We start from the raw sequence: 13636 nt of genomic DNA on the forward strand, positions 1-13636 counted from the left end.
CGGTGGGCTCAAGCCCACCCTACATTAGATTAATTAAACTTTTTTCTTCATTAAACCTGTTGGTTTACGCCAAACTTTACCTTGTTTTGCGATTAATTTATCGGCTGCCACAGGCCCCCAAGTGCCAGCTTCATATTCGTGAATGCGACCACCATTCGCTTTGTAATCTAAAATCGGTTGCACAAATTTCCATGCCGCATGCACAGCATCAGTACGAGCAAACAAGGTTGCATCGCCTTTCATCGCATCTAGCAATAAGCGTTCATAGGCAGTTAATACTTGCGCACCTGCTAAATCTGCATAACGGAAATCCATTGATACTTCTTTCGCTTCAAAGCCTGCACCTGGTTTTTTCAAACCAAAACGCATTGAAATCGCTTCATCAGGTTGAATACGAATAATCAATTTATTCTCTGGTGCATTTTGGCTGAATACAGGATGTGGCGTGGTTTTAAAATGGATCACAATTTCAGTCACACGAGCTGGTAAGCGTTTACCCGTGCGGACATAGAACGGCACACCAGCCCAACGCCAGTTTTCAATTTCACAACGCAATGCGATGTAGGTTTCAGTGCGAGAATCTGTCGGTACGCCTTTTTCTTCTAAATAGCCATTTTCCATTTTGCCGTTAATTTCAGCCGCAGTGTATTGACCTAAAACGAGATTATGCTCCATATCTTCGGCGGTTAATGGACGCAAACTATGCATCACTTTTGCTACTTCATCACGCATTGAATTCGCATTAATAATCGCTGGCGGCTCCATTGCCACCATCGCTAATACTTGCAATAAATGGTTTTGGAACATATCGCGCATTGCGCCAGAACCATCATAATAGCCACCGCGCTCTTCCACGCCGATAGATTCTGCGCCAGTAATTTCTACATAATCAATGAAATTACGGTTCCAAAGCGGTTCAAACCAACCATTTGAAAAACGTAATACAAGCAAGTTCTGAACGGTTTCTTTACCTAAATAATGGTCGATACGATAAATTTGGTGTTCTTCAAAGAAACGGTGGATTTGTACGTCTAATGCTTGTGCTGTTTTTTCATCGTAACCAAAAGGTTTTTCAACGATAATACGTTTCCAGCCATATTCTTCCGTATTTAAACCATGTGCAGCCAAACACTCAGGAATCAAGCCATAAAGACTTGGCGGAGTGGACATATAGTAAAGGGTGTTACCACAGGTTTGATATTTATCGTGAAGCTCGTCTAAACGTGGAACAAGTTTGCCATAATCTTGAGCATCAGATGTATTCACAGCTTGGTAATAAAGATGAGAGCAGAAAGCATCTAAGGTTTCTGGTGTTGTTTCTTCATTATGGATTAACGCCTCACGCATTTTTTCGCGGAAAGTTTCATCGTTCAGGTCAGAGCGAGCAACACCTAGAACGGAAAAGTTTTCACTCAAACGCCCGATTTTGTAGAGATTATAAAGAGCTGGAATGAGTTTACGGTGAGTTAAGTCACCAGACGCGCCAAAGATGACGATACAGTTATTATCTGTTTGCATAATTATTCCTTATAAGATTCCGAGTAATATCGAAAATAATGCCGTATTCTAGAGAAAAAAACCAATCGAACCAATCAATTAAATTGAAAGACAGAACGCCAATCGAGTGATTGATCGCCCACCATGACAAAATGCGGATTAATCAAGGTTTCACGCTGGTTATAGGTTAAAGGCTCAAAATGAGAGTCAAAAATGGCACCGTGAGTTTCAGCAAGCAGAACTTCTGCCCCAGCGGTATCCCATTCGCCTGTTTGTCCTAAACGAACATAACAATCTACTGCGCCTTCAGCCACCAAACCGCTTTTTAAGCTACTTGAACCAACCACAACAAATTCACAAGGAAAATCCTTCGGCAAAATCGACCGCACTTTTTCTTGTGAAGTCGTTGCACCTACCGCAATTCGTAAAGGGCGGTCAAAATTTGTCGTGTTTTTAGTGAGTTTTTTTACCTGATCCAGTTGTTTTTTAAACGCGCCGAAATCACGCATTGCATAATAAGTTGTCGATAAAATTGGTGCATGAATAATGCTTAACACTGGTTTATTTTTACGAACTAAGGTAATCAACACAGAAAATTGATCGGTACGATTAATAAATTGTTGTGTGCCATCAAGAGGATCAATCAACCAATATTCTTTCCAATTTTTACGTTCTTCAAAGGAAATATGGCAATTTTCTTCCGAAAGAACTGGGACATTAGGGAAAAGTGCGGTCAATTTTTCTGTTAAAAATTGGCTCACAAAAAGATCCGCTTCCGTCACAGGCGTGTTGTCTTCTTTCAATTCAACATGAACCTGTTTTTGATAAAACTGTTGCAAATGCTTACCTGCTTGATAAGCAATCAGCAAGATTTGGTTGAGTAAATGTTCATTTAACGTCAGCATAAAATCATTCTCTTGTTTTTGGCAGCAACCACGGCATAACAAATAGAGCATAAAATACCATTCCGCATGTGCTCACTAATCCGAGAGATAACCCCCCTTCGGTCAACCAGCCCCAAAAGGACGTTTCTTGTTCGCCGAGCAATAACAAATAAAAATAAGATGCCATATTGCAATAAACAAATGAAATGATCGATGAAACTAATACAATCGAGGCAATATTATAACGTGTGTAACGGAATTTTGCGGCTAAAAGTGCGGTTAAAAATGCGGGAATTGTGGCGAGAAGAAATGCTGTGAGAGCATAGCTAGAAAAAGGAACGATAACACCACTTGAATCATCATCGAACCAAATCAAAAGTGCGGTAACGATGACCTGTAAAATCAGAGGGAAAAAAATAAGTGTTTTTAAGTAAAATTTCATAATGAAAAATAGGTTATCCAGAAGATAACCTATTCTAAAATAAATTTAAGGATTAATCAGATTTTTTCGCACGTAATACGCGAGATGCAAAAATCACAATGCCCACGATAAATACGATTAAACCTAACCACTCGCCAATCGTATCCCAATTTTCAAGATTTAAGGATAATGGCGCTTCAGAACCACCGGTGGTAACAGAAGCCGCAATAATAAATGCTAAAATGACACCCATTAAACTTTCGCCTACAATTAAACCTGCAGAGAAAAGCGTACCGAAACGTTCTGCTTTAGCTGACATTTCTTTGTTTCCAAGTTTTGCAATATGGCGGGCCATAATCCACGCTAAGAATGCCCCGACAATCACAGGCATATTAATTGATGGCGGTAAGTAAATACCAATCCCCACAGCAATGACTGGAAAGCCAAAGGCTTTGTTGCTGACTTTTTTCAAGAATGCATCAATCGTAATTAACACTGCACCTAAACCTACACCAGTTAAGATATAAGTCCACTCCAATTTATTTGTGAAAATACCTTGAGAAATGGTGGTCATTAACGTTGCTTGTGGCGCAGATAAGGCTTGTGACGGATCCATATCTGGGCGTGGTAATGCACCGCTGAAACCATATGCGTGATATAAGATTTCCAATACTGGTGCGATAACAAGCGCACCTACAAAGCAGCCGATAATTAATGCGACTTGTTGGCGCCAAGGTGTCGCTTCAACTAATAAACCTGTTTTTAAATCTTGTAGATTATCATTAGAAATACAGGCGGTAGTGATTACAATAGATGCCGTAAACAATGTAAGTGCGGTTAAAAATTTCTGACCATCTACGGTTTCAAATAAGCCCGAGGCATTACCGATTGACACCAATACTAATGAAATCACGATAACAGAAATAATTCCGATACCAGAAATTGGGCTTGAAGATGAGCCTACTAAACCTGCCATATAACCAGAAGCCGCTGCCACAAAGAAGCCGATAAATACAGCTAAGAAAGTACAAACTACCACTAATAAAATGGAAAGCTCAGGCGAAATTGGTGCCGCTGCAATAAAGTGATGTAATGAAATAACAATTAACGCAACCGTCGCAATTAAGATATAAATCATTGTTTTTGGAGAAAGGTCAATATCAATACGATTTTCCGATGCCTCTTGTCCACCTTTCAGCATACGGAAAGAATGAACCATCCCTTCAATCATTGGTTTCATTAAAATCAGCAATGTCCAAATCGCAGCAATACCAATTGTACCCACACCAATATAACGTACTTTGGTTTTCCAAACAGTCATCGCAGCATCAATTAAACTTGCATCCGCGGCAATATCTCCTGACATTGTGAAATATGGCACAGCCACACCCCAAGTCAAAATAACACCCACTAACATAGCGATACCGCCCACGATACCAATCAAATAACCCGCACCAAGTAATGCAAGAGAGAAACCCATTGGTAATTGGAACGCTGCTTTACTCGTTTGAATCCAAGCACTTGCACCATCAGCCATAACGCGTAAACCGTTAGTTAAAAATGCAACTAAGCTCGCTAAAACACCACCGTAAGCAATATCTTTCACTCCGCTGTCGCCATCTGTATGATTACCCGCTTTTAAGATTTCTGCAGCCGCTACACCTTCAGGATAAGGTAAATCACTATTTACCACCATCGCACGGCGTAGTGGAATAGTGAACAAGACACCCAATGTACCACCAGCAGAACAAATCAACATAGTTTGCCAGAATGGGAAGTCTTGCCAGTAACCCATCATTAATAAACCAGGTAAGACGAAGATCACAGAAGAAAGCGTACCAGCTGAAGATGCTTGAGTTTGCACCATATTATTTTCAAGAATGCTAGAATCTTTGAAAAATTTGAGTACTGCCATAGAAATCACAGCAGATGGAATAGATGACGCAAATGTCACCCCCACTTTTAGACCGAGATACACATTGGATGCAGTGAAAATTACCGTAATCAATGCGCCGAGGATAATTCCTCTAACGGTCAATTCTTTTAAGTTTTCGTTATGCATAAATTGTTCCTTGAGCTTAAAAAAGAAAACCGCTCAACCTTGTCAAAAACTTGACCATTTTTCAAGTTTTTTTAACATAAAATTTGTTTTATTGAAAAATATTTAAATTAACCTGTTTTAATTTTTTTTCATTTAATAAAAATCCTATTAAAGAATAAAATTTTTAATAACAGTTCATCAACATACTTTGTGGTACTATTTTGTCGAATCAAAATAAGGAGAAAATAATGGCAGAAAAAGAAGGTATTCGTTTAGATAAATGGTTGTGGGCTGCCCGATTTTACAAAACACGGAGCATTGCTAAAGCGATGATTGAAAGTGGTAAAGTGCATTACAACAATCAACGTGCGAAAGTAAGTAAAATTGTAGAAGTGGGTGCAATGTTAAAACTTCGTCAAGGAAACGAAGAAAAAGAAATTCAAATCCTTGCGTTAAGCGATCAACGCCGAGGTGTGCCAGAAGCGCAATTACTTTATCAAGAAACCGAAAGTAGCATGAAAAAAAGAGAAGAAATCGCGTGGGCAAGAAAAAATAATTCCCTTTCAATGCCCCATCCTGATCGTCGCCCAAATAAAAAAGAGCGGAGAGATTTATTGAAATTTAAACATCAAGATAAATTTGAATAAAATTTTACCGCACTTTCTGTGTTTTTAAGGTTTAATATCTCGCAAAATTGGATTTTGCATTGAAATCAAGGTTTCAGTGGATTGAATTTCATCTATTAACTGAATCTTGGTCGCCAAAACAGAATGTAGTTCTGCGATTGTGTGCGTCATCACCTTTAAGAAAATCGAGTAATTGCCCGTTGTATAATAGGCTTCCACTACTTCATCAAAACTTTCTAGCTTTTTGATTACCTTTTCATAATCTTTTGCACTTTTTAGAATAATGCCGATAAAACAACATACATCATAGCCTAATTTGCGTTCATCAATGATCACTTTTGTGCCTTTAATAATGCCCGATTGACGCATTTTTTCTACTCGCACATGAATCGTTCCTGGACTAACTCCAAAATTTTTAGCCATTTCTGCGTATGGTGTTCTCGCATCTTTAGTGAGTACACGTAATATTTTTTGATCTAAACTATCGATGTTGTGCATAAAACCTTCTCCTTTAGATTTTATTTAATTTTTTCCCAATGAATTGGATAATATTCAACCAGAAAAAGAAAGTAAACAAAATACTTGAAATAAAATCATCATTTACTGAATAATACTCAAAAATATTACTCCTCGTTAAAAAAGGTTATCAAAATGAAAAAGACATTTATTTTACAACAACAAGAAATTAGCTTTGTAAAGAACACTTTTACCCAAAATCTTATTGAGCAACTTGGCATTATTGAAGTGCAAGGCCCAATTTTGAGCCAAGTGGGTAACGGAATGCAAGATAACTTATCAGGCATTGAAAAAGCCGTACAGGTTAATGTGAAATGTATTCCAAATGCGGTGTTTGAAGTTGTGCATTCTCTTGCGAAATGGAAACGCCATACATTGGCTCGCTTCCACTTTAAAGAAGGCGAAGGCTTGTTTGTTCATATGAAAGCATTACGCCCAGATGAAGATTCTCTTGACCCAACTCACTCTGTTTATGTGGATCAATGGGACTGGGAAAAAGTGATTCCTGAAGGTCATCGTAATTTCACATACTTAAAAGAAACGGTAAATTCTATTTATCGTGCTATTCGTTTAACGGAATTAGCCGTAGAAGCACGTTTTGATATTCCTTCCATTCTTCCAAAACAGATTACCTTTGTGCATAGCGAAGATTTAGTCAAACGCTATCCAGATTTAAGCAGTAAAGAACGTGAAAACGCAATTTGTAAAGAATACGGCGCAGTATTCTTGATTGGAATTGGTGGCAAACTTTCAGATGGCAAACCTCACGATGGCCGCGCACCAGATTATGATGACTGGACAACAGAATCTGAAAATGGCTACAAAGGCTTAAATGGCGACATTTTGGTATGGAATGACCAATTAGGCAAAGCCTTTGAACTCTCCTCAATGGGTATCCGAGTAGATGAAAGTGCATTACGCTTACAAGTTGATCTAACGGGCGATGAAGACCGTTTAAAAATGGATTGGCACCAAGATTTATTAAACGGAAAATTACCATTAACTATCGGCGGTGGTATTGGTCAATCTCGCTTAGCAATGCTTTTACTTCGTAAAAAACATATCGGTGAAGTGCAATCAAGCGTATGGCCAAAAGAAATGTTAGAAGAATTTTCAAACATTCTTTAAAATCAATTAAGTAGATAACAAAAGTGCGGTAAAAATTAACTGCACTTTTTATTAGATAGAAAACTTAAAGAATACTTAATAGCTGGGAAAAATCATCAAACACCCAATCTGGATTGGATTCGCTGATAGGGATATTGTAATTGTAGCCGTAAGTTAAACCAACAACTGCACAGCCCGCAGCGTGAGCCGCAATAATATCATTTTTAGAATCGCCCACGAAAAGCACTTGGCGTGGTTCAAAACCAAATTTTCCGCATAAATAATAAAGTGGAGCTGGATGTGGCTTAATTGCAGGTAAGGATTGACCGCCCAACATTTCACTAAATAAATGATCAATGCCAAACGCTGCCAACACAGGTTGAACATGTCTTGTGGGTTTATTGGTAACAACCGCTAAGACATAGCCTTTTTCTTTCAAGGTTTCTAAGGTTTCTTTTACATTCGGATACAGGCGACTAACATTACATAAATTCTCGCCATAATAAAAATTAAAACGTTCCGTTACTTGCTTAACCTCTGTTTCAGTTAGCACTTTTCCTGTTTGTTTTTTCGCCCAATCTAACGCTCGGGCAATTAATACAGGCGCACCATTGCCGATCCAGGTTAAAACTAATTCTTCAGGTGCTTGCGGTAAATCAAATTCAGCCAAAGCAGAATTTACGGATAGTGCTAAATCAGGCAGGCTATTTACCAAGGTGCCATCTAAATCAAAGCCAATAAGTTTAAATTGTGTATTCATTGTTTTTCTCTATTTTGTTGCAATCCTATTCCATTAAAATGACAGTTATGCACTAACTCTCGCTAACTGTATACGCATTTGGTCAATAACTTGTTTATAATCTGGCTTACCAAAAATTGCGGAACCTGCTACAAACATATCTGCTCCAGCCGCGGCAATTTCTGCGATGTTATCAACTTTCACACCACCATCTACTTCAAGACGAATGTCATAACCACTTTCATCAATGATCTTACGAGCCTGTTGTAATTTCTTCAACGTTGCTGGTATAAAAGATTGTCCGCCAAATCCGGGATTCACTGACATTAATAAAACCACATCCACTTTATCCAAAACGTAATCTAAATAACTCAACGGCGTCGCAGGATTAAAAACTAATCCAGATTTACAACCACAATCACGAATAAGCTGCAAAGAGCGGTCAATATGTTCGCTAGATTCTGGGTGGAAAGTAATGTAGTTTGCACCTGCTTTAGCAAAATCGGGAATAATACGATCGACGGGTTTTACCATTAAATGCACATCTATCGGTGCGGTAATGCCATAATCACGCAAGGCGTGACATACTGCAGGCCCAAAAGTGAGATTAGGTACATAATGATTATCCATAACATCAAAATGAATAACATCCGCGCCCGCGTTAAGTACGTTTTGTACGTCATCGCCAAGACGTGCAAGATCAGCAGAAAGAATTGAGGGAGCGATAAGATAAGGTTTCATAAAGGTTCTCCGTTGAGAAAATGATTGCACTTAGTTTACTCACTTCAGTTCAAAAAACCAATAGCCATCCTGAGATGAAATAACAAGATAAACGAAGAAAGGGCACTTTGGTGCCCTTTCAGTTATGAATATAAATAGACGGAAATTTACACGTCCAAATTTGCTCTCAAAGCATTCAGTTCAATGAATTCACGGCGTGGCTCCACTTCATCTCCCATTAAGGTTGTGAAGAGTTGATCCGCTGCAACGGCATCCTTAATGGAAACTTTCAACATACGACGTGAATTTGGATCCATTGTGGTTTCCCAAAGTTGATCTGCGTTCATTTCCCCAAGTCCTTTATAACGTTGTACTTCAAGACCTTTACGAGATTCTTTCACTAGCCATTCAACGACTTGTTCAAAAGTACGCACTGGTTGTACTTTTTCGCCACGAATAACATAAGCGCCTTCTTCTAATAAACCATTGAGTTGTTTATTAAGAGAAACAATTTTCGCGTATTCATTGCCGTGAACAAAATCAAAATTCAAGAAATAATCGGTATCAATACCGTGTTTACGAACCGTAATCACCGCTTCATACACTTGGCGTTCTGCGTTAAATTGTGTACGCACTGAATATTGATGCGCTTCTGTTTCTTTTGCAGTCAGTTGTTCAACAAAAGATTTACCCCAATTTTCCACCGCACTTTCGTCTTTCATCATTTCAACAGAAATTGGCGACTGATAAATTAATCCTTGCAACACTGGGGTTGGATAATGGCGGCTTAAACGACCGATAAGTTTTTGTACGCTGTTATATTCTGCTACCAATTTTTCAAATACAAGGGCATTCATTGCTGGTGCATTTGCGCTGATATGTAATTCTGCGCCATCTAAAGCAAGCGTTAATTCATATTGCTCCATTTCATCCGCATCTTTAATGTAGCGTTCTTGTTTTCCTTTTTTCACTTTATAAAGTGGTGGCTGAGCAATGTAAACATAACCACGTTCAATAAGCTCAGGCATTTGACGATAGAAAAACGTTAAAAGCAACGTACGAATGTGAGAACCATCCACATCAGCATCGGTCATGATAATGATATGATGATAGCGTAATTTATCTGGGTTATATTCATCACGACCAATACCGCAGCCTAAGGCAGTAATCAATGTCCCCACCTCTTGGGAAGACAACATTTTGTCAAAACGTGCTTTTTCTACGTTTAAGATTTTACCTTTCAATGGCAAAATTGCTTGAGTTTTACGATCACGACCAACTTTTGCAGAGCCGCCTGCGGAGTCCCCCTCCACCAAGTAAAGTTCAGAAAGCGCAGGATCTTTTTCTTGGCAATCTGCAAGTTTACCCGGTAAACCTGCAATATCTAATGCCCCTTTACGACGCGTCATTTCACGGGCTTTGCGTGCTGCTTCACGCGCACGAGCTGCCATAATAATTTGGTTTACAATGATTTTTGCATCTGCAGGATTTTCCAATAAATATTCCTGCATTTTTTCATTCATCGCAGATTCCACCGCACTTTTAACTTCTGAAGACACAAGTTTGTCTTTAGTTTGCGATGAGAATTTTGGATCAGGCACTTTAACTGAAATAATCGCCACCAAACCTTCACGTGCATCATCGCCTGAAGTCGCCACTTTTTCTTTTTTCAGCATACCCTCGTTTTCCATATAGCTATTTAAGCTACGGGTTAAAGCCCCACGAAAACCTGCTAAGTGAGTACCGCCATCACGCTGAGGAATATTATTGGTAAAGCAATACACGTTTTCATTTACACCATCATTCCATTGCAATGCAACTTCTACGCCAATGCCATCTTTCTCAGCGGTAAAATAAAATGGTTTAGGATGAATTGGGTTTTTATTTTTGTTCAAATATTCGACGAATGCTTGAATACCGCCTTCGTAATGGAAATGATCTTCAGAGCCATCACGTTTATCAATTAAACGAATAGATACGCCTGAGTTCAAGAAAGAAAGCTCACGTAAGCGTTTTGCTAAGATTTTGTAATCAAAGGTTGTGATAGCAAAAATATCTGAGCTTGGCCAGAAACGCACTGTTGTACCTGTTGTTTCTGTATTACCAATTACAGTTAATGGTGCTTGTGGCTCCCCTAAATGATAGAACTGCTCGTGAACATGACCTTGACGACGAATAGTTAATTGTAATTTATCAGAAAGCGCATTCACTACAGATACGCCCACGCCGTGTAAACCGCCCGATACTTTATAAGAATTATCGTCAAATTTACCGCCAGCGTGAAGCACAGTCATAATCACTTCTGCTGCAGAAACGCCTTCTTCAGGATGAATATCCACAGGAATTCCACGCCCATCATCTTGTACCGACACAGAATTATCATCGTGAATTGTCACGATAATATCGGAACAATGGCCAGCGAGGGCTTCATCAATGGCATTATCCACCACTTCAAATACCATATGGTGCAAACCAGTACCGTCATCGGTATCGCCGATATACATACCAGGACGCTTACGCACTGCATCAAGGCCTTTTAATACTTTAATGCTCGATGCACCATAGTTATCATTGGTCGTTTCTGACATAATTTATCTCATTCTTTTGTAAATAAAAATTGGGCGGGATTATAGCAAAAAATCGCCGTTTTGGCGATGCTTTTCGGGAAAGGAAAGCTATAAAAAAAGGGCGAATAATTTCGCCCCATAACTTGTTATTTTTTCCAATTTTTTAACGCATCAGCAAAAGCATTGCCCATCGCATTATTACCTCTTGAACTACGCTCCTCTCGCAGCGTATTTCCACGAGGTCTGGCAGATAAAGTGCGGTCAGATTTACTGTCATTTTTGACCGCACTTTCATCTAATCGCATCGTCAATGCAATGCGTTTACGTGGCACATCCACTTCTAACACTTTGACTTTTACAATGTTGCCTGTTTTTACCACTTGATGGGGATCTTCCACGAATTTATCGCTTAATGATGAAATATGCACTAAACCGTCTTGGTGAACACCAATATCCACAAATGCGCCAAAATTGGTTACATTAGTAACAGTTCCTTCTAAAATCATTCCAGATTTTAAATCCGTGATTTCTTTCACCCCTTCAGCAAATACAGCAGTTTTGAACTCGCCGCGTGGATCACGACCCGGTTTTTCCAATTCTTTAAAAATATCTTGAACCGTTGGTAAACCGAATTGTTCATCAATAAATTGTTTCGCATCAAGCTGACGAACCACACCCGAATTACCCATTAAATCTTGGATAGATTGCGCGGTAGCTTGCAATATTTTTTCGACCACAGGATAAGCCTCTGGGTGAACACCTGAAGCATCAAGTGGATTTTTCCCGCCTGCAATACGCATAAAGCCCGCACATTGCTCAAAGGCTTTTGGCCCTAAACGTGGCACTTTTTTTAATTCTGTACGGCTTTCAAAACGCCCATTTTCATCACGATATTCCACAATGTTTTGTGCTAAGGTTTTTGTCATTCCAGCCACACGAGCGAGTAATGGCGCGGATGCCGTATTCAAATCCACCCCCACCGCATTTACACAGTCTTCCACCACCGCATCAAGTTTACGTGCTAATTGGGTTTGGTTTACATCGTGTTGATATTGCCCTACACCAATGGCTTTCGGTTCGATTTTCACTAATTCTGCTAATGGATCTTGTAAACGACGGGCAATAGAGACTGCACCACGTAAAGATACATCTAAATTTGGGAATTCATTTGCGGCAAATTCAGAAGCAGAATAAACCGATGCGCCCGCTTCGCTCACTACAACAGTTTGCGGTTTATTTTCTTTAATTTCTTTAATGACTTCTTTCGCAAAACGTTCGGTTTCACGAGAAGCTGTACCATTACCAATAGCAATTAATTCCACATTATGTTTGCGGATCAAGCTGAAAATAGCCACTTGTGCTTCGGCTTCACGCCCCGTGTGTGGATAAATAGTGGTGGTATCTAATAATTTACCTGTGTTATCCACCACCGCAACTTTAACCCCTGTACGCAAGCCTGGGTCTAAGCCCATGGTGCTTTTCGCGCCAGCGGGTGCAGCCATTAAAAGTGCGGTCAGATTTCGAGCGAAAACATCAATGGCCTCTTCTTCCGCTTTTTCACGTAAACTCGCCATTAATTCCGTTTCTAAATGCAACGACACTTTGATTTTCCACGTCCACGCAATCACTTGCTCACGCCATTTATCCGCAGGCTGCCCCGTGAAACGTACATCTAAATAATCACGAATAATTTCTTCACAATAACTTTGGTGAGTTCCCTCTTCTGCATCAGGATCAGCATTTAAGCTTAATTGTAAAATACCCTCATTACGTCCACGGAACATGGCTAATGCACGGTGAGAAGGCACATTTTTCAATAATTCTTGATGATCGAAATAATCTTGGAATTTTGCCCCTTCCGTTTCTTTGCCTTCAATCACTTTCGATAAGATAACCGCATTTTTCGCTAAATAATCACGGACTTTCGCTAATAAACCTGCATCCTCAGCAAAACGCTCCATTAAAATATAACGTGCACCGTCTAACGCAGCTTTGCTATCAGCTACACTTTTTTCAGCATCAACAAAGGAAAGTGCGGTTAATTCTGGATCATTTTTTGGCTCGCTCCAAAGTAAATCAGCCAATGGCTCAAGACCTGCTTCAATGGCAATTTGCCCTTTGGTGCGGCGTTTAGGTTTGTACGGCAAATACAAATCTTCTAATTCGGTTTTGCTTTGTGTTGCATGGATTTTATCACGCAATTCATCGCTCAATTTCCCTTGTTCTTCAATGGATTTCAAAATGGTTTGACGACGATCTTCTAATTCACGCAAATAAATTAAACGGGTTTCAAAATGGCGAAGTTGGGTGTCATCCAAGCCACCTGTGGCTTCTTTACGATAACGTGCAATAAATGGAATGGTGTTGCCATCATCTAATAATTGAATAGCAGCAAGGATTTGTTGGGGTTGAACGGTTAATTCTGCCGCAATAATTTGGCTAATTTGTTGATTTAACATTGTCGTACTTCTTTATTATAAAAAAACGAAGATAGAATACTGGTTTTAGCGGGCTGGCT

Annotated in this window: 11 protein-coding genes; 2 read left to right on the forward strand and 9 right to left on the reverse strand. The window is 39.4% G+C overall.

Annotated elements, in window-relative coordinates; all coding sequences use genetic code 11:
* Nucleotides 1-33 precede the first annotated feature (33 nt).
* The 4 genes from zwf to ACPT9C_RS02050 form a co-directional block, all read right to left on the reverse strand.
* A complete protein-coding gene (gene zwf, locus ACPT9C_RS02035; protein WP_050949403.1) occupies nucleotides 34-1518 on the reverse strand; it encodes a glucose-6-phosphate dehydrogenase in 1485 nt (494 codons plus the stop codon).
* Between the two features lie 74 nt (nucleotides 1519-1592).
* Nucleotides 1593-2402: a 3'(2'),5'-bisphosphate nucleotidase CysQ gene (gene cysQ / locus ACPT9C_RS02040; RefSeq protein ID WP_050949402.1), complete on the reverse strand. Its 810-nt coding sequence runs from the start codon at nucleotides 2400-2402 to the stop codon at nucleotides 1593-1595.
* Between the two features lie 4 nt (nucleotides 2403-2406).
* Nucleotides 2407-2823, reverse strand: coding sequence for a hypothetical protein (locus ACPT9C_RS02045; protein WP_050949401.1), 417 nt, complete (start codon nucleotides 2821-2823; stop codon nucleotides 2407-2409).
* Between the two features lie 52 nt (nucleotides 2824-2875).
* Nucleotides 2876-4864 (reverse strand): OPT family oligopeptide transporter, encoded by a 1989-nt coding sequence (locus ACPT9C_RS02050; RefSeq protein WP_061671432.1) that lies wholly within the window; start codon nucleotides 4862-4864, stop codon nucleotides 2876-2878.
* 227 nt (nucleotides 4865-5091) lie between these two features.
* On the opposite strand from ACPT9C_RS02050, the gene hslR reads away from it, so the two are divergent.
* Nucleotides 5092-5490 carry a ribosome-associated heat shock protein Hsp15 gene (hslR, locus tag ACPT9C_RS02055; protein ID WP_050949398.1) on the forward strand — a complete coding sequence of 133 codons (399 nt, stop codon included), beginning with the start codon at nucleotides 5092-5094 and terminating at the stop codon, nucleotides 5488-5490.
* 24 nt (nucleotides 5491-5514) lie between these two features.
* Here hslR and asnC read toward each other — a convergent pair whose 3' ends face one another.
* A complete protein-coding gene (asnC, locus tag ACPT9C_RS02060; protein ID WP_005649540.1) occupies nucleotides 5515-5967 on the reverse strand; it encodes a transcriptional regulator AsnC in 453 nt (150 codons plus the stop codon).
* Nucleotides 5968-6120: 153 nt separating this feature from the next.
* Here asnC and asnA point away from each other — a divergent pair, with 153 nt between their 5' ends.
* Nucleotides 6121-7113, forward strand: a complete 993-nt coding sequence (gene asnA, locus ACPT9C_RS02065) for an aspartate--ammonia ligase (RefSeq protein ID WP_005692036.1) — start codon at nucleotides 6121-6123, stop codon at nucleotides 7111-7113.
* Between the two features lie 64 nt (nucleotides 7114-7177).
* Here asnA and ACPT9C_RS02070 read toward each other — a convergent pair whose 3' ends face one another.
* From ACPT9C_RS02070 to ACPT9C_RS02085, 4 genes are all read right to left on the reverse strand, one after another.
* Nucleotides 7178-7852, reverse strand: coding sequence for a phosphoglycolate phosphatase (locus ACPT9C_RS02070; RefSeq protein ID WP_050949397.1), 675 nt, complete (start codon nucleotides 7850-7852; stop codon nucleotides 7178-7180).
* A 45-nt stretch (nucleotides 7853-7897) separates the two neighbouring features.
* Nucleotides 7898-8572 carry a ribulose-phosphate 3-epimerase gene (gene rpe / locus ACPT9C_RS02075; RefSeq protein WP_050949396.1) on the reverse strand — a complete coding sequence of 225 codons (675 nt, stop codon included), beginning with the start codon at nucleotides 8570-8572 and terminating at the stop codon, nucleotides 7898-7900.
* Between the two features lie 146 nt (nucleotides 8573-8718).
* Nucleotides 8719-11139 carry a DNA topoisomerase (ATP-hydrolyzing) subunit B gene (gyrB, locus tag ACPT9C_RS02080; protein ID WP_050949395.1) on the reverse strand — a complete coding sequence of 807 codons (2421 nt, stop codon included), beginning with the start codon at nucleotides 11137-11139 and terminating at the stop codon, nucleotides 8719-8721.
* Nucleotides 11140-11264: 125 nt separating this feature from the next.
* Nucleotides 11265-13577: a Tex family protein gene (locus ACPT9C_RS02085; RefSeq protein WP_061671431.1), complete on the reverse strand. Its 2313-nt coding sequence runs from the start codon at nucleotides 13575-13577 to the stop codon at nucleotides 11265-11267.
* Nucleotides 13578-13636 lie beyond the last annotated feature (59 nt).

The sequence above is a fragment of the Haemophilus sp. HN_Hi16 genome (genome assembly GCF_049823435.1).
GTDB lineage: Bacteria > Pseudomonadota > Gammaproteobacteria > Enterobacterales > Pasteurellaceae > Haemophilus > Haemophilus influenzae_D.

Excerpts from the sequence above, each read along its gene's own strand:
- zwf (WP_050949403.1), bottom strand. The coding sequence starts at position 1,518 with ATGCAAACAGATAATAACTGTATCGTCATCTTTGGCGCGTCTGGTGAC.
- cysQ (WP_050949402.1), bottom strand. The coding sequence starts at position 2,402 with ATGCTGACGTTAAATGAACATTTACTCAACCAAATCTTGCTGATTGCT.
- ACPT9C_RS02045 (WP_050949401.1), bottom strand. The coding sequence starts at position 2,823 with ATGAAATTTTACTTAAAAACACTTATTTTTTTCCCTCTGATTTTACAG.
- ACPT9C_RS02050 (WP_061671432.1), bottom strand. The coding sequence starts at position 4,864 with ATGCATAACGAAAACTTAAAAGAATTGACCGTTAGAGGAATTATCCTC.
- hslR (WP_050949398.1), top strand. The coding sequence starts at position 5,092 with ATGGCAGAAAAAGAAGGTATTCGTTTAGATAAATGGTTGTGGGCTGCC.
- asnC (WP_005649540.1), bottom strand. The coding sequence starts at position 5,967 with ATGCACAACATCGATAGTTTAGATCAAAAAATATTACGTGTACTCACT.
- asnA (WP_005692036.1), top strand. The coding sequence starts at position 6,121 with ATGAAAAAGACATTTATTTTACAACAACAAGAAATTAGCTTTGTAAAG.
- ACPT9C_RS02070 (WP_050949397.1), bottom strand. The coding sequence starts at position 7,852 with ATGAATACACAATTTAAACTTATTGGCTTTGATTTAGATGGCACCTTG.
- rpe (WP_050949396.1), bottom strand. The coding sequence starts at position 8,572 with ATGAAACCTTATCTTATCGCTCCCTCAATTCTTTCTGCTGATCTTGCA.
- gyrB (WP_050949395.1), bottom strand. The coding sequence starts at position 11,139 with ATGTCAGAAACGACCAATGATAACTATGGTGCATCGAGCATTAAAGTA.
- ACPT9C_RS02085 (WP_061671431.1), bottom strand. The coding sequence starts at position 13,577 with ATGTTAAATCAACAAATTAGCCAAATTATTGCGGCAGAATTAACCGTT.